16 protein-coding genes and 1 tRNA gene are annotated in these 20,705 nt (G+C 37.0%); 8 read left to right on the top strand and 9 right to left on the bottom strand.

What is annotated here, in order from left to right:
- Positions 1 to 203 precede the first annotated feature (203 nt).
- The 5 genes from AB9K26_RS12855 to AB9K26_RS12875 form a co-directional block, all read right to left on the bottom strand.
- Positions 204 to 653, bottom strand: coding sequence for a LexA family protein (locus AB9K26_RS12855; protein ID WP_369972959.1), 450 nt, complete (start codon positions 651 to 653; stop codon positions 204 to 206).
- Positions 644 to 1,909 (bottom strand): Y-family DNA polymerase, encoded by a 1,266-nt coding sequence (locus tag AB9K26_RS12860; RefSeq protein WP_369972960.1) that lies wholly within the window; start codon positions 1,907 to 1,909, stop codon positions 644 to 646. The genes AB9K26_RS12855 and AB9K26_RS12860 overlap by 10 nt, the downstream gene beginning before the upstream one ends.
- 332 nt (positions 1,910 to 2,241) lie before the next feature.
- Positions 2,242 to 2,329, bottom strand: a tRNA-Ser gene (locus AB9K26_RS12865).
- 47 nt (positions 2,330 to 2,376) lie between these two features.
- Positions 2,377 to 3,408: an asparaginase gene (locus AB9K26_RS12870; RefSeq protein ID WP_369972961.1), complete on the bottom strand. Its 1,032-nt coding sequence runs from the start codon at positions 3,406 to 3,408 to the stop codon at positions 2,377 to 2,379.
- Positions 3,409 to 3,411: 3 nt separating this feature from the next.
- Complete coding sequence (locus AB9K26_RS12875) at positions 3,412 to 4,179, bottom strand: TatD family hydrolase (protein WP_369972962.1); 768 nt, start codon at positions 4,177 to 4,179, stop codon at positions 3,412 to 3,414.
- A 51-nt stretch (positions 4,180 to 4,230) separates the two neighbouring features.
- On the opposite strand from AB9K26_RS12875, the gene AB9K26_RS12880 reads away from it, so the two are divergent.
- Both AB9K26_RS12880 and AB9K26_RS12885 read left to right on the top strand, forming a co-directional pair.
- Positions 4,231 to 4,671: a retropepsin-like aspartic protease gene (locus AB9K26_RS12880; protein ID WP_369972963.1), complete on the top strand. Its 441-nt coding sequence runs from the start codon at positions 4,231 to 4,233 to the stop codon at positions 4,669 to 4,671.
- Between the two features lie 65 nt (positions 4,672 to 4,736).
- Complete coding sequence (locus AB9K26_RS12885; protein ID WP_369972964.1) at positions 4,737 to 5,372, top strand: response regulator; 636 nt, start codon at positions 4,737 to 4,739, stop codon at positions 5,370 to 5,372.
- Between the two features lie 570 nt (positions 5,373 to 5,942).
- On the opposite strand, the gene odhB is transcribed toward AB9K26_RS12885, so the two are convergent.
- Both odhB and AB9K26_RS12895 read right to left on the bottom strand, forming a co-directional pair.
- Positions 5,943 to 7,208: a 2-oxoglutarate dehydrogenase complex dihydrolipoyllysine-residue succinyltransferase gene (odhB, locus tag AB9K26_RS12890; protein WP_369972965.1), complete on the bottom strand. Its 1,266-nt coding sequence runs from the start codon at positions 7,206 to 7,208 to the stop codon at positions 5,943 to 5,945.
- Positions 7,209 to 7,264: 56 nt separating this feature from the next.
- On the bottom strand, positions 7,265 to 10,024 hold the full coding sequence (locus AB9K26_RS12895) for a 2-oxoglutarate dehydrogenase E1 component (RefSeq protein WP_369972966.1): 2,760 nt from the start codon (positions 10,022 to 10,024) through the stop codon (positions 7,265 to 7,267).
- 158 nt (positions 10,025 to 10,182) lie between these two features.
- On the opposite strand from AB9K26_RS12895, the gene AB9K26_RS12900 reads away from it, so the two are divergent.
- Complete coding sequence (locus AB9K26_RS12900) at positions 10,183 to 10,674, top strand: alpha-ketoglutarate decarboxylase (RefSeq protein WP_369972967.1); 492 nt, start codon at positions 10,183 to 10,185, stop codon at positions 10,672 to 10,674.
- Here the strand turns inward: AB9K26_RS12900 and AB9K26_RS12905 are convergent.
- Positions 10,671 to 11,021, bottom strand: a complete 351-nt coding sequence (locus AB9K26_RS12905; protein WP_369972968.1) for a hypothetical protein — start codon at positions 11,019 to 11,021, stop codon at positions 10,671 to 10,673. The two genes, AB9K26_RS12900 and AB9K26_RS12905, sit on opposite strands and share 4 nt — an antisense overlap.
- Positions 11,021 to 11,995: a polyprenyl synthetase family protein gene (locus AB9K26_RS12910; protein WP_369972969.1), complete on the bottom strand. Its 975-nt coding sequence runs from the start codon at positions 11,993 to 11,995 to the stop codon at positions 11,021 to 11,023. Before AB9K26_RS12910 ends, AB9K26_RS12905 begins: the two co-directional genes overlap by 1 nt.
- A 118-nt stretch (positions 11,996 to 12,113) precedes the next feature.
- On the opposite strand from AB9K26_RS12910, the gene AB9K26_RS12915 reads away from it, so the two are divergent.
- The 5 genes from AB9K26_RS12915 (at position 12,114) to aspS (ending at position 20,697) form a co-directional block, all read left to right on the top strand.
- Positions 12,114 to 12,728 (top strand): TetR/AcrR family transcriptional regulator, encoded by a 615-nt coding sequence (locus AB9K26_RS12915; protein WP_369972970.1) that lies wholly within the window; start codon positions 12,114 to 12,116, stop codon positions 12,726 to 12,728.
- Positions 12,725 to 14,074 carry a TolC family protein gene (locus AB9K26_RS12920; protein ID WP_369972971.1) on the top strand — a complete coding sequence of 450 codons (1,350 nt, stop codon included), beginning with the start codon at positions 12,725 to 12,727 and terminating at the stop codon, positions 14,072 to 14,074. The genes AB9K26_RS12915 and AB9K26_RS12920 overlap by 4 nt, the downstream gene beginning before the upstream one ends.
- Before the next feature lie 19 nt (positions 14,075 to 14,093).
- Positions 14,094 to 15,281, top strand: a complete 1,188-nt coding sequence (locus AB9K26_RS12925; RefSeq protein ID WP_369972972.1) for an efflux RND transporter periplasmic adaptor subunit — start codon at positions 14,094 to 14,096, stop codon at positions 15,279 to 15,281.
- The gene (locus AB9K26_RS12930) at positions 15,274 to 18,759 is read left to right on the top strand and encodes an efflux RND transporter permease subunit (RefSeq protein ID WP_369972973.1); all 3,486 of its coding nucleotides are present in this window, start codon (positions 15,274 to 15,276) and stop codon (positions 18,757 to 18,759) included. The genes AB9K26_RS12925 and AB9K26_RS12930 overlap by 8 nt, the downstream gene beginning before the upstream one ends.
- A 183-nt stretch (positions 18,760 to 18,942) precedes the next feature.
- On the top strand, positions 18,943 to 20,697 hold the full coding sequence (gene aspS / locus AB9K26_RS12935; RefSeq protein ID WP_369972974.1) for an aspartate--tRNA ligase: 1,755 nt from the start codon (positions 18,943 to 18,945) through the stop codon (positions 20,695 to 20,697).
- The last annotated feature ends 8 nt before the right edge of the window (positions 20,698 to 20,705 follow it).

Genomic DNA, 20,705 nt, shown 5'->3' on the forward strand with positions numbered 1-20,705 from the left:
CATATAATCCCCACATGTTCCCCACAATTATTAAATAAAATGAAATCTCAATGAAAGTCAAGATTTAATAGAAATTATAAAATCCCCTGTTTTATTAAGGTTTTGAGTGTTTTTTTGAAATAATAGGATTTGTGGTAATTTAATGGGTGTTATTCCCACCTTGAGTACAAAGGCTTCAACAGAAATGTTGAAGCTTTTTGTTTTTACACTCTTTTAATCACATGGGTCACAATACCCCAAATCTGAAAATCGTTTGTGTCTGTAATTAGAATCGGTTGGTACGCTGGATTTTCAGGTTGTAGATAGACGCCTTCAGAAGTGACTTTGAGGCGTTTAACGGTAAACTCACCATCAATAAAACAAACGGCAATCTTGTTATGTGTAGGCTCCAAACTTCGATCTACAACCAATAAGTCACCATCATCCAATCCAGCACCAATCATCGATTGACCACTCACTCTTGCGTAAAAGGTCGCTTCCTTGTTTCTTACTAAGGTTTTGTCCAAACTGATTTTATATTCCTTAAAGTCATCAGCAGGTGAAGGAAATCCAGCAGATATACCAGTTTCAGCCAATACGATTTCAAGAGCGTCGGAGTCATCTGGAGTAAAGAGCTCTAAGCTGTTTTTTGGTGTAAGGAATTTTAATGACATTTTACAGTAAGTATTTCGTTAATATTGGTCGTGTATTTTAAAGATAAACGTTCTTGACGCATTTTCCAAGTGCGTTCTAAATCTTGGTTGCCTAATTTTATTTTATGAGACTCGTATTTGGTGTTGATATGGTCAATGGCTTGCATCAATGGTTTGTGTTTTGGGTTTTCCTCCACAAATAAATTAAGCTGTCTTTCGTTTTTTGGAACCAATCCCATGAGAATAACACCAGCCTTTTTATAATGTAATCCTTTTTTAAAAATATCCTTCGTAGCTTCAACAGCATATTTACTAATAATCAAACTTGAATCGGTTGGATAAGGCAGATGAACGATTGTACTTCTGCTTTGATAAGCTTCTCCAATTTTGTTGTGTTTGTTGTTCTTCATGAACACGTAAACCATGTTACAACAGGAATGCTGCTGTCGTAATTTTTCAGCACAACTCATGGCAAAGGTAGAAATGCGTTCTTTTAGATTGTCAAGATCAGAATAGGTGTATTCAAAGCTTCTGGTGGTGGCAATGGCCTTTTTTTGTCGAATGGGATCGTCTAATTCCAACATTGGAATTCCCAAAAGTTCTTTCTTTAAACGCAGTCCGACAACAGCCATATTGTTTCGTACCCATTCATCATTCAGTTGTGTGAAGTCGTAAGCGGTTTTGCAATGTCTTGATTTTAAACATTTTTGGTGACCTCTTCCAATGCCCCAAACCGATTCGATTTTGAGCCACTTCAAGGCTTTGATGCGTTTCTCTTCGGAATCGATAACATAAACGCCTTTGGTGCGCTCTGGAAATTTTCGCGCAATCTTATTGGCAACTTTAGACAAGGCTTTGGTTGGTGCAATGCCAACACAGGTTGGAATGCCTGTCCACTTCAATACACGTTGCCGAATTTGAAGTCCGTAATCATTAAAATCATAATGATCAAATCCCTTAAATTGTAAAAAGGCTTCATCAATACTATAGACTTCAACATCTGGTGTGAATTGCTGCAGAATAGACATGACGCGACTACTCATGTCACCATATAATGGATAATTGGACGAGAACACACGAATGTTATGCTTTTTAAAAACATCTTCATACTTAAAAGCAGGTGCTCCCATTGGCAATAGAGGCTTGGCCTCATCACTACGCGAAATCACGCAACCATCATTGTTTGATAAAATAGCTACGGGTTTGTTGTTGTATTGTGGCTGAAACACACGCTCACAAGAAGCGTAAAAATTGTTACAATCTACAAGTGCAAACATGGATTAAAGATACAGGAAACTTTTGTTTTTTTGATTCTGTTTTCTGAAATCGAAACGTTAAAGTTTATGCAAGTGATCTTGGACAAATTAGGGATTAGCTTCGCTTTTCCCGATATGTTATGCTGGTAATGAAACAATAGCAAACATTCGTTTGCAAACAAAAAAAGCTCAAGAAATTTCCTGAAGTAAACTTCGATAAATTAGGGATTAGCTTCGCTGTTCCCACAAAATGATGCTGGCAATACAAATTGCTTCGCAATTAAAAGTCACTTTATCAAAAATTTACTCAAGCAAGCTTGGACAAATTTTTTCTTTCGTGAATTATGTATTCGCAGAGAGGAAGGGATTCGAACCCTCGAAACGCTTTTGGCGTTTACACACTTTCCAGGCGTGCGCCTTCGACCACTCGGCCACCTCTCTTTTTGTGAGCGCAAATTTCTGTAAAAAAATCCGAAGCTTAAAATTTATCAGCTCATTTCTCCTCTCAAAGAGGTTTCAAAGATGGTTTTAAACGCTTTTGAAGAAATGCGTTCCCCTAACATGAACATCAACTTGGTTACAGCAGCTTCCGTAGTGATATCTTTTCCGGAAATCACACCAATTTGCTTTAACTTCGAGCTGGTTTCATATTGTCCCATCATGACGCTTCCACCAGAACATTGTGTAACATTAATTATCGGAATGCCTTTTTTAATGGTGTCTTTCAAGAGGTCTGTAAACCAACTTTGGGTCGTAGTATTTCCTGCACCATAGGTTTCTAGAACGACACCTTTCAAGCCTGGTGTTTCAAGAATGTTTTTTATAACAGGTTCTGAAATTCCCGGAAACATTTTGATTAAAGTAATATTGGTATCAAATGTTTTATGAACGACCAACTTTTTTCTAGTGTTGGGCTTGAACAAAAATTCCTCAGAAACTTTTAAGTGTACACCAGATTCGGCGAGATGAGGATAATTTAAGGACTCAAAAGCTTCAAAGTGTTCGGCATTGATTTTTGTGGTGCGATTACCACGATACAATTTATACTCAAAGTACAATCCGACCTCTCTCAAAATAGGTCTTCCGTTTTTTTGTAGAGACGCCATTTGAATTGAGGTAATCAGGTTTTCCTTAGCATCAGTACGCAAGTCGCCAATAGGCAATTGCGATCCCGTAAAAATGATGGGCTTGGATAGGTTTTCGAACATAAAGCTCAAGGCAGAGGCCGAATAACTCATCGTATCACTTCCATGAAGCACTACAAAACCGTCATAGTTGTCATAGGCATTTTCAATAATTTCAGCAATAATAACCCAATAATCAGGATGCATGTTGCTCGAGTCGATTGGTTTGTGAAAAGAGGTCGTGCTAATATGGCAATCTAATAACTTTAGCTCTGGAATGCGGTCCAACAAATTATCGAAATCAAATGCTTTTAAGGCACCAGTATCAGGATCTTTTATCATCCCGATGGTTCCTCCTGTGTAGACCAATAATATGTGTGGTTGTGGCGTAGACATAGTTTAAATACCAAAAACGTCTTTTGAATTCTGAGTAGTAATTTCGGCAATTTTTTCTTCGGAAACACCATAAATCTCGGATAACTTTTCCAATACCTTAACAAGGTATGCACTTTCATTGCGTTTGCCACGGAATGGTTTTGGTGCTAGATAGGGTGAATCGGTTTCCAAAACAATATGACGTAAATCGATGTGATTTAAAAACTGATCTATTTTTCCATTTTTGAAAGTGGCCACACCACCAATTCCCAATTTCATATTATAGGAAATAGCCTGTTGTGCTTGTGCTTCGGTTCCTGTGAAACAATGAAAGATACCAAATAATTTATCATCTTTTTCGGTATCTAAAACTTCAAAAATTTCATCAAAGGCTTCCCTACAATGAATCACAATGGGCAAGTTGTACTGTTTTGCCAAACGGATTTGGTATTTAAAAGCATCTTTTTGAATTCCTAAAGTAGAAGTGTCCCAATACAAATCAATTCCAATTTCGCCAACAGCATAAAATTTTCTTTGACTTAAAAGTTGCTCAACATGTTTTAATTCTTCCTTGTAATTCTCTTTAACTGAAGTAGGATGCAATCCCATCATCAAAAACATGTGGTCAGGATATTGGGCTTCCAACTCAAACATCGATTTGGTATAACTCGAGTCTATTGCAGGAATAAAAAAACGACGTACATTGGCATCGATGGCACGCTGAATCATTTCTGCTCTATCCTCTACAAAAGCTTCACTATATAAATGTGTATGGGTATCTGTAATAATCATGCTGCAAAAATAATTGTTTTATAAGACTATATTTGTAAAAACAATATTGTTATGGAAAGTTTACAGGAGTTTTTGTTGGACAGAGGCTATACCAAAGTCAAATTACATTTAACAAAGACCAATCATTTTGAGATTATAGCAAAGATTAATGGACAAAAAGGGCGTTTTATTCTCGATACAGGAGCTTCAAATTCTTGTGTGGGTTTTGAAGGTATAGAGACCTTTAAATTAAAAGCCGACGATAGTGATATTAAGGCAGCTGGTGCTGGAGCCATTGATATGTTAACTCAAATTTCCAAGAAAAACAAAATGAAAATAGGCAAGTGGAAAAAAGATAAAGTTGCTCTTATCCTTTTCAATTTAACCCATGTCAATACTGCTTTAACCAATCATGACTCCAAGCCTGTGGATGGAATTATTGGTGCAGATATTTTAAAGAAAGCGAAAGCAATTATCGACTATCAAAAAAAATATGTGTATTTAAAATTGTAGTACTTCGCTTACTGTTTTATATATTGTGCTTATCTTTATAACGAATCCCTCAATACATGTAATCAATGTCAACATCTATTGTCATTGCAGATGATCATCCACTAATTTTAAAAGGTCTTCAAGATTTTCTCCTTGAAAAAGGATATAATGTTGTTGCTAGTGCCAAAAATGGAAAAGAAGCGTTTACTTTAATTAAGGCACACGAACCTGAAATAGCCATTTTAGATATACAAATGCCTCACTTAACGGGTTTGCAAGTAGCTGAAAAATGTAAACAAGAAGGTCTTTCCACAAAGATGGTCATTATTACCTTTGAAAAAAGTGAGGACATCTATAATCAAGCAAAATCACATGGTGTATACGGTTATATATTGAAGGAGTTTGCTATTGATGAGGTAGAGCATTGTATTGACAAGGTTCTTGAAGGGCGTTCTTATTTTAGTCCGGAACTCATTGAGTATCTCGAAATAAAAACCGTACCTGAAGAAATTAAACTGTTGACCGATACTGAGAAACGAGTATTAGCTTTAACTGCTCAAAACAAAACGGCTAAGGAAATAGCTGAAATACTTTTCTGTTCTGATCGTACAGTAGAAAAGCACAAAAGCAACATTCGTTCTAAATTGAAACTGGCCTCCAGTGCCAATAGTATTTTTCTTTTTGCAAAAGAACACGAAGCCTTTTTGTCTAAAAATACGTAGAACTACGTATTGTTTCGTATGACATATTTATCGAAGTTTGTAATGCTATTAATCAATTTCCTTTTGAAATAAAGGATAAAGGCTCTAGGAATTTTTAAACCTGGAGCCTTTTTTTATTTAATTATTGATTTTAACATTTTACAAAAAGTTTAAAACCAACAGATTACATTTTAAGTTTTAAAAAATACGTAGAACTACGTATTGTGCTGCTTAGATTAATTAGCGAGTTTTACAACAGTTATTTGTATTAGGGATTATGAATAACAACTAATTACATTTTTAATTAACAAGTAATTAGTTATAGGGTGTAAAGTTCTGGGGCGATAAGTCCCAGAGCTTTATTTAAAACAATCATAAAATCGTATAAAAATGGATACAATGAAACACAGAGCAAGTCTAACCAACAAAATATTCATAACAGGCTTAATTATTAGCGCTGTTGTAATCATTGCAGTAAATATTCTTGTTAATTTTTTTTAGTTATTAGTTAGTTATTTTATTAGGGAAAAAAGCGCAATCCAAATATCTTCGGATTGCGCTTTTTTAGTTTTAAAGCAGTTGAAAATTCAATTACATTTCCAAGGCTTTTGTAATGTTGTTATCCATTAGTAACTCTATTGGATTTTCTAAGGCCTCCTTAACCGCCACCAAGAACCCAACAGATTCTTTCCCATCAATGATTCTGTGATCATAAGATAAGGCTACATACATGATTGGTCTGATTTCTACTTTTCCATCAACAGCAACTGGTCGTTCAACAATATTGTGCATTCCTAAGATACCACTCTGCGGAGGATTGATAATAGGTGTAGATAGCATACTTCCAAAGACACCACCATTAGAAATTGTAAATGTTCCTCCAGTCATTTCATCAACAGTAATTTGTCCGTCACGAGCACGAAGCGCTAAACGTTTTACTTCAGATTCTACACCTCTAAAACTAAGATTTTCAGCATTTCTAATCACAGGAACCATAAGACCTTTTGGACCAGAAACCGCAATACTGATATCGCAAAAATCATAAGAGATCATTTCTTTTCCATCTATCATTGAGTTCACTGCAGGATACATCTTTAGTGCACGAACTACAGCTAAAGTAAAGAAACTCATGAATCCTAGACCTACGCCATGTTTTGCTTTGAACTCTTCTTTGTACTGTTTTCTGATATCGAAAATTGGTGTCATGTCAACCTCATTGAACGTGGTCAACATCGCTGTTGTGTTTTTAGCTTCAACCAAACGCTCAGCAACTTTACGACGCAACATCGACATCTTACTTCGAGATGAACCTCTATTTCCACCTGTAGGCGTTCCCATAGAAGGCACCGCATTTATTGCATCTTCTTTTGTGATACGACCATCTTTCCCAGTGCCCTGAACAGTGGATGCATCAATCCCTTTTTCGGCTAAAACTTTTTTGGCTGCAGGACTTGCTGTGCCACTTGCATAAGTTTTATTTGTCGGAGCAGGTGCTTTTTCATGATTAGCTTTGGTTTCACCAGAATTCAAATCTTTCATCAATTCTTTGGTTTCCTCCTTGTTGGCACCACCTTCATCTCCACCACCTTTATAAGTTTCAGGAGTATCACTTGGTTTTTCAGCACTGGTATCAATCAAGCAAACTACTGCACCAACTTCAACAGCATCGCCAACTTCAGCTTTAAGTGTAATGGTTCCACTAGCTTCAGCAGGTAATTCCAATGTGGCTTTATCACTATCAACCTCAGCAATAGCTTGATCTTTTTCAACATAATCTCCATCTTGAACCAGCCATTCAGCAATCTCAACTTCTGTAATGGATTCACCTGGAGATGGAACTTTCATTTCTAAAATCATCGTTCTATAATTTGTTTATGCGTTTGTTTCGTGTTTTTTAGTTTCCCTTTTGGGGTTTATTTACGTTGGTTGTTTTTGGTTTTATCAAAAACAAAATCAATCACTTCTTGGTGTCGTTTTTTAGAACGCACACTGCTTCCCGCTGCAGGTGCTGCATAAGGTCGTCTTGAAGCAGCTCTAAATGTTTTAGCTTCATCAAGATGCATTAACATATGGCTGTATGCTCCCATATTTCTAGGTTCTTCTTGAGCCCAAACGATATCATCAGCATTTTTATATTTGGCAATAACGTTCTTTATCTCTTTTTCAGGTAGCGGGAACAACTGTTCTATTCTCACTAAGGCCACGTCTTTTCGTTTCAAATTTTCACGTTCTTCCAGCAAGTCATAATAGAATTTACCAGTCATAAATACCAAAGTCTTCACATCCTTTGCCTCTACGTTTTTATCATCAATCAACATTTGGAAACTGCCATTAGCAAATTCATCAACCGTGGAAATCACCTGAGGATGTCTGAGTAAACTTTTTGGAGTGAATACAATTAAAGGCTTTCTGAAATTTGCTTTCATTTGTTTGCGAAGCAAATGGTACATGTTAGCAGGTGTCGTACAATCAGCTACAAACATGTTGTCTTTGGCGCATAATTGCAGATAACGCTCCATACGTCCCGAAGAGTGTTCTGCACCTTGACCTTCATAGCCATGAGGTAATAACATTACGAGTCCGTTTTGTATTTTCCACTTATCCTCCGCAGCGGAAATATATTGGTCAATCATGATTTGTGCTCCATTACTGAAGTCACCAAACTGTGCTTCCCAAATGGTAAGTGTTTTTGGACTAGCCATGGCATAACCATAATCAAATCCGACCACGCCATATTCAGAAAGTAATGAGTTGTATATGTAGAATTTTCCTTGTTGGTCACTTATTTGATTCAGTAGAAGGATTTCCTCTTCACTGTCTTCAACTTTCACTACAGCATGTCTATGTGAAAAGGTGCCACGTTCTACATCTTGACCAGAAATACGCACATCAAAACCTTCGTCTAATAAGGTTCCGTAGGCAAGGTGTTCAGCCATTGCCCAATCTAGTTTGTTTTCATCAAACATTGTTTGACGTGATTGAATCAATCGTTCTATTTTACGAATGAATTTCTTGTCTTCAGGCAAAGAGGAAATAACTTTGGTAATTCTCTCTAAGTCAGATTTTGGAACGGTTGTGTCAACCACTTCCACCATTTTGTCTTCAACAACGGTTGTGTAATCTTCCCATTTACTGGCCATAAATGGTGTGATAATGGTTTTGTCCTCTTTTCTTGAGTCTTCGAGGTTTTCCTCTAATTTGTCTTTGTATTCTTTTTCCAATTGCGACACAAAGCTTTTATCAATAACACCTTCAGAGATTAGCTTTTCGGCATAAATATCTCTTGGATTTTGATGTTTGGAAATAGCTTTGTAAAGTTTTGGTTGGGTAAATCTTGGTTCGTCACCTTCATTGTGTCCATATTTTCTATAACCCAATAAATCAATAAACACATCACGCTTAAATTTCATTCTGAAGTGTAATGCAAAAAGCATCGCGTGTACCACAGCTTCAGCATCATCTGCATTAACGTGTAATACAGGCGACAAGGTAACTTTACCAACATCTGTACAATAGGTACTTGACCTTCCATCGAGATAATTGGTTGTAAATCCAATTTGATTATTGACAACTATATGAATGGTACCGTTGGTTTTGTAGCCATCAAGCTTTGCCATTTGAACCACTTCGTAAACGATTCCTTGTCCGGCTATTGCGGCATCACCATGTACTACAATAGGAAGCACTTGCGAAGGATCGTCTGAATATTTCTCATCTTGTTTTGCTCTTGCAATACCTTCAACGATAGCACCAACGGTTTCTAAATGTGATGGGTTAGGCGCAATACTTAAGTTGATTTGCTTTCCACCATTTGTCTTGCGGTCACTGGTCCAGCCCAAATGGTATTTAACATCACCATCAAACACTTCCTGCTCATAATCTTTACCGTCAAATTCACTAAAGATGTCTTTTGCAGATTTTCCAAAGATATTGGTTAAGGTGTTGAGTCGGCCACGATGAGCCATACCCATAACAAATTCCTTAACACCGTGTTGCGCGGCACTTTCTATCAAGGAGTCTAAAGCAGGAATAAGCGATTCGTTTCCTTCAAGTGAAAAACGCTTTTGACCTACATACTTGGTATGTAAAAAGTTCTCAAAAGAAACCGCTTCATTGAGTTTTCTTAAGATATCCTTCTTTTCGTCAGCAGAAAACTTAGGCTGATTGTCATTGATATTAAGTTTGCTTTGAATCCACTCAATTTCCTCAGGTTTTCTAATGTACATATACTCTACACCTATCGAATCACAATAGATGCGTTCGAGGTGGTTGATGATATCCTGAAGGGTGGATTTTCCAATTCCTAATATTTCTCCTGCTGAAAACACCGTACTCAAGTCACTTTGAGAAAGGCCAAAGTTTTCGATTTCAAGAGTAGGAGCATATTTACGACGTTCCCTTACAGGATTGGTTTTGGTAAATAGGTGGCCTCTGTTTCTGTATCCATCGATAAGCTTAACAACCTGAAATTCCTTTTGAACATGCTCAGGAATTTGCGTAGAAACCCCTTCAATAATGTCTTGGTCCATGCCATAGCTTTCGCTACCAAAATCGTAACCTTGAAAAAAGGCTCTCCAACTAGGCTCTACAGAATCAGGATTTTTAAGGTATTGTTCGTATAAATCAGCAAAGTAGGCTGTATGTGCTGCGTTTAAAAAGGAATATTTGTCCATTGAAATGGTCTAAGTCGTTTTGCTTCAACAAAATTTAGTCAAAAATACAACATTTAAAAAAAATAGATATGCTTTTGGTATATTTATAAACCTAATTTTAACGCAATTTTTGGATTATGGATTTTCCTAGGCAATTTCTTAAGAAAAGCGCAATATTGATGGGCTTATTTTTGATAGTTTCGACCTTTTGTTTTTCTCAAGAGGATACCACAAAAAATAAATTTTGGAGCAAGGTTCGTTTTGGAGGTGCTGTCGGACTTAGTTTTGGGGATGGATTTTTTAGTGGAACACTTGCCCCAAGTGCCATTTATCAATTCAATTCAAAATTTGCTGCTGGATTGGGACTTAATGGAACCTATAATAAACAAAAGGACTTCTTTAAATCAACCATTTTTGGAGCTAGCGTTTTGGGTTTATATAATCCAATTCCAGAATTACAAGTATCTACAGAATTTGAAGAGTTACATGTGAATCGAACGTTTGAAAATCCCAATTTTGAAGATGACAAATATTGGTATCCTGCCTTATTTGTCGGACTAGGCTACAGAAATCGGAACGTTACTTTTGGTATTCGCTACGATCTGCTTTACGATCGGAATAAAAGCATTTATGCCGATCCTTGGATTCCTTTTGTTCGTGTTTTCTTCTAGGAATACTGATTTTTTAACCACACTTTTTGCCATTCACGTTGCAGAATCAAAAATGTAACCTCTTCGGAAAGCTTTAAGGTATCATGACCATCCAACCCTTTTATTTTTTGCTCTGAAACATCAATAATGTAAAGTAGGTTTAAGTATTCTGCAAATTTTTCGTTGATGAGCTGAAACACGATTTCATGAAGCTGTTGCTTTAATTGTTTTGGCGATAAGTCCTTTTCAAAATCTAAGTCAATATTTGCCAAATGGAAGTCTTTATTTATTTGCTGGATTAATTTTGAATATAAATCGAGCGTGTTGGCTTCAGAAATAAGAGCGTCATATGTTTTAGGCAGTGTCATTATACATTTCTGTTCATGAGGTTGCGACCAAAAGCCTTTAAAATTTCTTTGTGGTTTTCAGATATTTTTAAAGTGCCTAAAACTTCATAAGCCGAATTTGTATAAGCTTCGATTTCCTTTTTAGTAGCCTCAGCACTGCCGCTGGATATGAAGTGTTGTTTTACAGTTTCAATTTTATCAGTAGGATCGGTTGGGCGAATGCTATACAAATGTTGCAGTTGCTGACTGTCATCTGTACTTGAAAACTCTAAAGCTTTCAGATATAAAAAGGTTTTTTTGTTTTCTATGATATCGCCACCGATTTGTTTTCCGAAGGTTTCCGGATCTCCAAAAGCATCGAGGTAATCGTCCTGAAGCTGAAAGGCAATGCCAAGATTTTTCCCGAAATCGTATATAGCATTTTGACAAGATGTAGACGCTTCAGCGACAATAGCACCCATTTTCATGGCTGCACCAACCAAAACAGCCGTCTTGTATTCAATCATCTTTAAATATTCTGGAATGCTTACGTCGTCACGCGTTTCAAAATCAATATCATATTGCTGGCCTTCACAAACTTCAAGAGCTGTTTTACTAAACAATTTTGCTAAATCTTGAAAAATCTTTGAATTGTAATTTTCAAACAATTGGTAAGCCATAATGAGCATGGCGTCTCCAGAGAGAATGCCTGTATTCACGTCCCATTTTTCGTGAACAGTATCCTTTCCTCGACGTAAAGGTGCATCATCCATAATGTCATCATGAACCAATGAGAAATTGTGAAAAACCTCAACGCTAAGTGCTGCATCCAATGCTTTTTTGTAATCACAGTCGAAAATTTCAGCAGTCATTAATGTTAACACAGGACGTAAACGTTTTCCGCCAAGCTTCATGATATAATGAATAGGATCATAAAGCGTATTGGGAGATTTGGGTGTTAAGTAAGCTTCGAGATGCTTTACGAAGGCGTCGTGGTAGAACTCAATGTTTTGCATGAAACAAAAATACTGCAAACAATTTGCAATCGTAGTTTAAGGATATGTTAAAAAAACATTAAAACTTTGGAAACTATTTTTGTTTTTAAAGTTTCCTGTCGTAGTTTTGCCCATTATTATGAAGCAAGATATTTTAAAAACAGCAGTCGATTTGTTCTTAACCTATGGGTTTAAGAGCGTAACCATGGATGACATTGCCAATGCTAACGGGATTTCAAAAAAAACCATCTATCAGTATTTTGAAAATAAAACAGTCTTGGTCGAGGAAACAGTAATGTTTTTGTTTGAGATCATTTCAAGTGGCATTGAAGATATTCGAGATCAAGAGAAAAATCCAATTGAGGAGATCTACGAAATCAAACAGTTTTTGATGAAAAATCTTAAGGATGAAAAATCATCTCCGCAATACCAATTGGAAAAATATTATCCAAAAATCTTTCACAACATCAAGGAAAAGCAATTGTGCGTTATGCAAGATTGCGTTGGATGTAATTTAGAGCGTGGTAAAAAAATGGGATTGTTTAGAGACGATTTGAATGTGGAGTTCGTTTCAAAAATCTATTTCAACTGCATGATGGCATTAAAAGACAAGTCGCTATTTCCTTTAGAACATTTTTCAATGCGAATGCTAATGAATCATTATTTGGAATACCATTTACGCGGCATATGTACTACTAAAGGACTTGACTACTTAAACAACTATTTAGAAATCAATCAAAACAATAATCAATGAAACATATTTTAATCATCCTTTTAGGGTTGCTTGTTTCTTGGCCCAATCTAGCTCAAGAAGAGAACCACAGTAGTTTTAGTCTGCAAGAGGCTATTGACTATGCCCTAGAAAATAACCGTACAGCTCAAAATGCGAGTAAGGATATAGAAGCTGCGAAGCAACAAAAGTGGGAAACTACAGCTAGTGGATTACCGCAGCTGAATGCTAGTGTAGATTATCAAAATTATCTTAAACAGCAAGTGCAATTGGTTCCTGCGGAGTTTTTTGGTGGCAATGAAGGTGAATTTGCTGAAGTTATTTTTGGAACAAAACAAAGTCTCAATGCCTTTGCAACCCTAAACCAGAAAATTTTTGATGGTTCTTATATTGTTGGGTTACAATCTGCAAAGGTCTATTTGGAAATTTCACAAAATGCCAAAACCAAAACAGATCTTGAAGTACGAAAATCGGTTATTGAAGCCTATGGAAATGTGCTTTTGGCTGAAGAAAGTGTTCAAATTTTAGAGCGTAACATAAACGTTTTAGAAAAAAATCTTTTTGAAACAACAAAGATTTATGAAAATGGTTTGGAAGAAGAAGAAAGTGTTGAGCAATTGAAAATCACCTTGTCAGGAGTTCAAAGTAGTTTGAACAATACAACAAGATTAAAGAAACTTGCCTATCAAATGCTTAATATAACTCTAGGGAGAGAAATTGAAGCTGAACTCGACTTAACCGATTCTTTGGAAAGCTTAACACAAGAGAATATTTCAATAGGCTTGCTAGAAACAGAAGCCAATCCAGAAAACACCATCGATTATCGTATTGCTGAAAATGATAAAAAATCGAAGGAACTATTGGTGAAGTTGGAAAAAAGCAAAGCCTTACCAACCTTAAATGCCTTTTTGAATGGTGGGTATTCTGGGTTTAGTAATGACTTCTCGTTTTTTCAGAGTGATCAAAAATGGTTGGGCTCGTCGCTTTTCGGACTTAGTTTGAATATTCCGATTTTTAGCTCAGGAATGCGAAGTGCAGCGACACAACGTGCCCAAATCAATCTTGAAAAATCGCAAACAGAATTAACGGAAACCGAACAAAGAATAAAATTACAGATAGCTTCTGCAAAAAGTGATTATCAATTTGCGATTGAAGATTATCAGAACAAGCAAGAAAACCTTGGGCTTGCTGAGCGTATCGAGCAAAAAAACCAAACCAAGTTCTTTGAAGGAATTGGTTCTAGTTTCGAATTGCGCCAAGCACAAACCCAATTGTACTCAGCACAACAAGAATTGCTCCAGGCCATGCTGGATGTGATCAATAAAAAAGCAGAACTGGAAACAGCACTTAATACTGTATCAATAAACTAATCAATCAAAAAAACCAATGATGAAAAACATATATTCAATACTATTACTAACGATTTTTTTAGCATCCTGTGGAGAGGCTAAGAAAAATTCCGTAGAAAAGGTTCTAGAAAGCAATAACCTGGAAACCATAAGAGCTAAGCGTAGCGAATTGGTGAACGAGCAAGATGCTATCAATGAAAAAATCAAGCTTTTAGATCAAAAAATTTCAAGCTTAGATACGGTTCAACACGTGCCTTTAATTACAACCACTGTTGCTAAAACCGAAACGTTTTACCATGTTTTGGAACTCCAAGGAAATGTGACCACTAAAGACTTAATAGTCATCACGCCTGAATATAACGGGATCTTAACCCAAGTTTATGTCAAAGAAGGACAAAAAGTTAGCAAAGGTCAAACACTGGCCAAAATTGACGATGGAGGTTTGAGCCAACAATTATCACAATTAAAAATACAAGCCGATTTGGCTAAAACCACTTTTGAGCGACAAAAACGACTTTGGGATCAAAATATTGGTAGTGAAATACAGTATTTGCAAGCCAAATCAAGTTATGAATCACAGCAAGAGGCTGTCAGCCAATTGCAACAACAAATTTCTAAAACTATTGTAAAGGCACCTTTTTCAGGAACTATTGACGATGTCATTACAGAAAAAGGAAGTGTTGTTGCTGCAGGACAGACTCAGCTAATGCGTATTGTAAATCTTAGCAATATGTATATAGAAACAGAAGTACCTGAGCGTTATGTGAGCGATGTTGTGGAAGGAAAGGATGTTACGGTCGAGCTTCCTGTTCTTAACAAGACTATAGAAACCAAAATACGACAAGCAGGAGATGTGATCAATCCTGCAAACAGAACGTTTAAGGTAGAGGTAGCGGTGCCAAACAATGACAAGTCAATTAAACCAAACCTTACTGCTAGATTGAAAATCAACGATTATACCAATGAAGAAGCCATATTAATTCCTCAAAGTTTGATTTCTGAAAATGCAGAGGGTGACCAATATGTTTATGTGGTTACTGATAAAGATGAAAAGGGAATCGGAAAAGCCAAGCGCGTCATTATCAAAACGGGTAAAACACAAGGTGACATTATAGAAGTGCTTTCTGGTATTGAGAGTGGTACCGAAATCATCAAAGAAGGTGCTCGAAGTGTGAGAGACGGTCAATCGGTTGAGGTGATTAACTATAACGAAGACACAAATGGCTAATAAAAAGAAAAAAAATACAGATAAGGAATTTGGCTTGTCGTCGTGGGCAATCAATAACAAAACCACGATGTTTGTCTTGATCTTGGTGTTCTTCTATGTTGGAATTAAGGCATTTTTCAGTATGCCGAGAGAAAATTTTCCGGAAGTTAATGAAACCAAGATTTATGTGAGTACGGTGTTTCCTGGAAACACGGCTGAAGATATTGAAAAGCTCATCATCGATCCGTTGGAAGATAAACTGAAAACTGTAAGTAATGTCGTAGAAATTACATCTACAGCTCAGGAAGACTACGGAATGGTGATTGTCGAGTTTGATGAAGGACTTACAGTAGAACAGGCCAAGCAAAAGGTTAAGGATGAAATTGATACGGAAACGTCTAGTGAGGATTGGCCAACATTTAATGGCGCAAAGGTTGAACCTGATGTTTTTGAGTTGAGCCTTTCAGAAGAAATGCCAATCTTGAATATCAATATTTCTGGAGATTACCCAGTTGAAAAACTTAAGGATTTCGCCGAATACCTTCAAGATGAAATTGAGGATTTACAGGAAATCAAAAAGGCGGATATCAGAGGTGCCCAAGAAAAAGAAGTGGAAGTTGCTGTCGATATTTATAAGATGATGGCAGCTAAAGTTACCTTCAGTGACGTTATTGGTGCTATTGCAAATGGTAACCTAACCCAATCTGCAGGAAATTTAAAAGCCAGTGGTCAAAGACGTACTATAAGAGTTATTGGTGAGATTAAAGAGCCATCAGAATTGGAAAATTTTGTGGTTAAATCTGAAAATGGAAATGCCATTTACTTAAAGGATGTCGCTACAGTGTCTTTCAAAGAGGAAGACAAAACCACCTTTGCCAGAAAATCTGGTGAACCGGTTGTCATGTTAGATGTGAAGAAACGTGCTGGAAAAAACATGGTGGCAGCTGCTGAACAAATACAGGTGATTGTTCAAGACGCGATTGAAAATGAATTTCCTCAAGACTTAGAGGTATCCATTACAAACGACCAATCTTCAGTAACAATCGGTCAAGTTGATGACTTGGTCAACAATATCATTTTTGGGGTTATTCTGGTGGTGACAGTTTTGATGTTCTTCTTAGGATTCAAAAATGCATTGTTTGTTGGTTTTGCAATCCCAATGTCGATGTTCATGTCTCTCATGATTCTTAACATTATTGGCTATAGTCTTAATACTATGGTGTTGTTTGGACTTATTATGGGACTTGGAATGTTGGTAGATAACGGAATTGTAGTTGTTGAGAATGTATACAGACTCATGGAAGAGGAAGGTATGCCTAGAATAGAAGCGGCTAAAAAAGGTATTGGAGAGATTGCCTTTCCTATTATCATTTCCACATTAACGACGGTTGCGGCTTTTGTTCCTCTCGGACTTTGGCCAGGTATTATGGGAGAGTTCATGAAGATTCTTCCTATTACCTTATCAGTGGTTTTAGGCTCCTCTTTGTTTGTAGCGATCTTTTTCAATTCTGTATTGGTATCCCGCTATATGAAGATTGATGATAAGGAAATGCCCTTAAAACAGATTATAAAAACTACAGTAATTATAGCTGTAATAGGTTTGTTGATTTTGTTTTTCGGAGGTGCTTACAGAGGGTTAGGAACCATCATGATTTTTACTGCTATCATGCTTTGGGCTTACCGATTATTTATCAGAAATTGGGCAAACAGCTTCCAAAATAAAGCTTTGGTTAAGCTAGAGAGTTGGTATGAAAACCAACTGCGATGGGCATTATCTAAAAAGAAACCTTATGTGATAAGTGTCGGGATATTTTTATTGTTGATTTTGTCATTCGTAGCATTTGGAATTTCCTTGGGAACACAACGAACCAAAGTTGAGTTTTTCCCTGATAATAAGCCAAATCAAATCATAGTCTATATTGAATATCCTGAAGGAACTGCAATTGAGAAGACCAATGCCATCACAAAACAAATTGAAAAACGTGTTTACGATGTTATCAATCAAGACCAGTACATGGATGGCGATCGAAACTTCTTGGTTGAGAGTGCTGTGTCTCAAGTAGGTGAAGGTGCTGGAAATCCACAAACCGATGGTGGTTCTTCTGCTGAAATGCCTCATAAAGCTAAAATTACAGCCTCGATGCGTGAATATAAATACCGACGAGGAGAAGATAGTGAACTGTTACGTCAAAAAGTTCAGGAAGCATTAGTTGGAATTTATCCAGGTGTATTGATTTCAGTAGAAAAAGACGCCAATGGTCCACCAGCAGGTTCTCCAATCAATATAGAAATTGAAGGAAACGATTACGATGAGCTTATTGTTACAGCAGAGCAAATGCGAGAGTTTATCAACTCAAAAAATATTGCTGGTATTGATGAACTCAAGATAGATGTCAATAAAGACAAGCCGTCAATGATTGTTGAGATTGATCGGGAAAAAGCAGGCGAACTTGGCATTAGTGCCAAGCAAATAGGTGACCAATTGCGTAACTCTATATTTGGTGCAAAGGCTGGAATTTATAAAGAAGATGGTGATGATTTTGATATTTATGTACGTTTCAATAAAGATAATCGATACAACAAAAGCGCCCTCTTTAACCAGAATATTACATTTAGGGATAATACAGGCCAAATCAAGGAAATTCCGTTATCTGCTGTTGCCAAGCAAAAGAACAATTCTGGATTTAGTGCGATTAAGCATAAGGACACCAAGCGAGTTGTAACAGTGTATTCAGCATTGGCTCCAGGTTATACAGATGCAGGAGCTATTGTCAACCAAATTCAGAATGAAATGAAAGGTTATGATGGCTTACCTGAAGGTATTAAAATAGATTATACAGGTCAAATTGAGGAACAGAACAAGCAAATGGCGTTTTTGATGGGAGCCTTTTTTACCGGTTTGGGCTTGATCTTCTTCATCTTGATTTTCCAATTTAATTCGGTATCCAAACCTGCAATTATCATGCTGGCCATCTTCTTGAGTTTTATAGGCGTTTTTGGAGGAATCGTGATTTCAGGTAGTGCATTTGTGATTATGATGACCATGGTTGGTATCATTTCCCTGGCAGGTATCGTGGTGAATAATGGCGTAGTTTTACTGGATTATGCACAACTTTTAATTGATAGAAAGAAAAACGAATTCGACTTAGACGAAGAGCAATACCTAACAAGCGATTATTTGTTCGAAAGTATTGTAAAAGCAGGTAAAGCGCGTTTAAGACCTGTATTGTTAACGGCAATCACAACGATTTTAGGGTTGATTCCATTGGCTATCGGACTTAACATTAACTTTTTCACATTGGCATCAGACTTTGATGCGAATATTTACATGGGAGGAGATAACGTGGTATTTTGGGGTCCATTGGCATGGACTGTAATCTACGGCTTATTAATAGCAACATTTCTAACACTTGTCGTTGTGCCAATCTTGTTTTATTTAAGTGTGAGACTTAAAATGTGGATGTACAAAGATCGTGTGATGACTCAGCATCAGAATTAACATATAATGGATCGCTAACATTAATCGAATAGTGATTCTAACAATACACTTGAGTAAAATCAATGTGTGAACCTTTAAAATGAAAAGGTTTGATTAATAGCAGGAAGAGCCACGACAAATGTTGTGGCTTTTTCATTTCAATAATTCATTAACTTCACTAAATTTGCAGTTCAAATTTTTACTATGTACAGAAGTCATAACTGTGGTGAGTTAAACGCCTCACATATCAACACTGAAGTCACGCTTTCAGGTTGGGTTCAAAAGTCTCGTGATAAAGGATTCATCGTTTGGGTCGATTTAAGAGATCGCTATGGAATCACACAATTGGTGTTTGATGAAGAACGCAGTTCTAAAACCATGATGGATCAAGCGCAGGATTTAGGTCGTGAGTTTGTTATTCAGGTGAAGGGGAAGGTTATTGAACGAGCTTCCAAAAACCCTAATATCCCAACAGGTGATATCGAGGTTTTAGTGTCTGAATTAAATATCTTGAATGAAGCCTTATTACCACCTTTCACTATTGAAGATGACACTGATGGAGGCGAAGAACTTCGTATGAAATACAGATATCTAGACATCCGTAGAAACCCTGTAAAAAACAGTTTGATCTTCAGGCATAAAGTGACTCAAGAGGTTAGAAACTATCTATCCAAAGAAGGATTTATTGAAGTCGAAACACCTTATTTAATTAAATCCACTCCTGAAGGTGCGCGTGATTTTGTTGTGCCATCACGTATGAATGAAGGACAATTTTACGCTTTGCCACAATCACCTCAAACTTTTAAACAACTATTGATGGTTGGTGGCATGGATAAGTATTTCCAAATCGTAAAGTGTTTTAGGGATGAAGATTTACGTGCCGACAGACAGCCCGAGTTTACTCAGATAGACTGCGAAATGGCATTTATTGAGCAGGAGGATATTTTAAATGCTTTTGAAGGCTTAACACGTCATTTGTTGAAAGAAGTCAATGGCGTTGAGGTGGATAAATTCCCGAGAATGCTCTATGATGATGCCATGCGTCTCTACGGAAATGACAAACCAGACATTCGCTTTGGGATGGAATTTGGAGAACTTAATGACGTTGCACAACATAAAGATTTTAATGTGTTCAATTCTGCAGAATTGGTCGTTGGAATCGCTGTTCCTGGTGGAAACAGCTACACAAGAAAAGAAATTGATAAACTGATCGATTGGGTGAAGCGTCCACAAATTGGAGCCTTGGGAATGGTGTATTGTAGATGCAATGAAGACGGAACTTATAAATCATCTGTTGATAAATTTTACGATCAAGACGATTTAGCAAAATGGGCTGAAGCAACAGGAGCCAAACCTGGAGATTTAATCTGTGTGCTTTCAGGTGATACCCATAAAGTGAGAACGCAGCTTAGCGCCTTACGTATGGAATTGGCTGAGCGTTTAGGCTTACGTAAACCAAATGAATTTGCACCACTTTGGGTCTTGGATTTCCCATTGTTGGAATGGGATGAAGATACTAAACGCTATCACGCGATGCACCACCCGTTTACGTCTCCAAAACCAGGACAACTCGAATTGTTGGAAACCGATCCTGGTGCCGTAAAAGCAAATGCTTATGATTTGGTATTGAATGGAAACGAAATTGGAGGTGGATCGATTCGTATACACGATAAAAAGACCCAGGCTTTGATGTTTGATTACCTTGGTTTTTCTGAAGAAGAAGCCAAAGCACAATTTGGATTCCTAATGGATGCCTTCCAGTATGGAGCACCACCTCATGGTGGACTCGCCTTTGGATTGGATCGATTGGTGGCTATTTTGGGCGGACAAGAAACGATTCGTGATTTTATTGCGTTTCCGAAAAATAACAATGGTCGAGATGTCATGATTGATGCGCCTGCGCCAATTGACGAGGAACAGCTCAAAGAACTGAATTTGAAACTCAATCTAAAGTCTTAAATCTAAAT

Origin of the sequence: Psychroserpens sp. XS_ASV72, from assembly GCF_041224425.1 — a bacterium.
Classification (GTDB): domain Bacteria; phylum Bacteroidota; class Bacteroidia; order Flavobacteriales; family Flavobacteriaceae; genus Psychroserpens.

Bases quoted from the DNA above. Each gene is read 5' to 3' on its own strand.
- AB9K26_RS12855 (WP_369972959.1), bottom strand. From the start codon at position 653: ATGTCATTAAAATTCCTTACACCAAAAAACAGCTTAGAGCTCTTTACT.
- AB9K26_RS12860 (WP_369972960.1), bottom strand. From the start codon at position 1,909: ATGTTTGCACTTGTAGATTGTAACAATTTTTACGCTTCTTGTGAGCGT.
- AB9K26_RS12870 (WP_369972961.1), bottom strand. From the start codon at position 3,408: ATGTCTACGCCACAACCACACATATTATTGGTCTACACAGGAGGAACC.
- AB9K26_RS12875 (WP_369972962.1), bottom strand. From the start codon at position 4,179: ATGATTATTACAGATACCCATACACATTTATATAGTGAAGCTTTTGTA.
- AB9K26_RS12880 (WP_369972963.1), top strand. From the start codon at position 4,231: ATGGAAAGTTTACAGGAGTTTTTGTTGGACAGAGGCTATACCAAAGTC.
- AB9K26_RS12885 (WP_369972964.1), top strand. From the start codon at position 4,737: ATGTCAACATCTATTGTCATTGCAGATGATCATCCACTAATTTTAAAA.
- odhB (WP_369972965.1), bottom strand. From the start codon at position 7,208: ATGATTTTAGAAATGAAAGTTCCATCTCCAGGTGAATCCATTACAGAA.
- AB9K26_RS12895 (WP_369972966.1), bottom strand. From the start codon at position 10,024: ATGGACAAATATTCCTTTTTAAACGCAGCACATACAGCCTACTTTGCT.
- AB9K26_RS12900 (WP_369972967.1), top strand. From the start codon at position 10,183: ATGGGCTTATTTTTGATAGTTTCGACCTTTTGTTTTTCTCAAGAGGAT.
- AB9K26_RS12905 (WP_369972968.1), bottom strand. From the start codon at position 11,021: ATGACACTGCCTAAAACATATGACGCTCTTATTTCTGAAGCCAACACG.
- AB9K26_RS12910 (WP_369972969.1), bottom strand. From the start codon at position 11,995: ATGCAAAACATTGAGTTCTACCACGACGCCTTCGTAAAGCATCTCGAA.
- AB9K26_RS12915 (WP_369972970.1), top strand. From the start codon at position 12,114: ATGAAGCAAGATATTTTAAAAACAGCAGTCGATTTGTTCTTAACCTAT.
- AB9K26_RS12920 (WP_369972971.1), top strand. From the start codon at position 12,725: ATGAAACATATTTTAATCATCCTTTTAGGGTTGCTTGTTTCTTGGCCC.
- AB9K26_RS12925 (WP_369972972.1), top strand. From the start codon at position 14,094: ATGAAAAACATATATTCAATACTATTACTAACGATTTTTTTAGCATCC.
- AB9K26_RS12930 (WP_369972973.1), top strand. From the start codon at position 15,274: ATGGCTAATAAAAAGAAAAAAAATACAGATAAGGAATTTGGCTTGTCG.
- aspS (WP_369972974.1), top strand. From the start codon at position 18,943: ATGTACAGAAGTCATAACTGTGGTGAGTTAAACGCCTCACATATCAAC.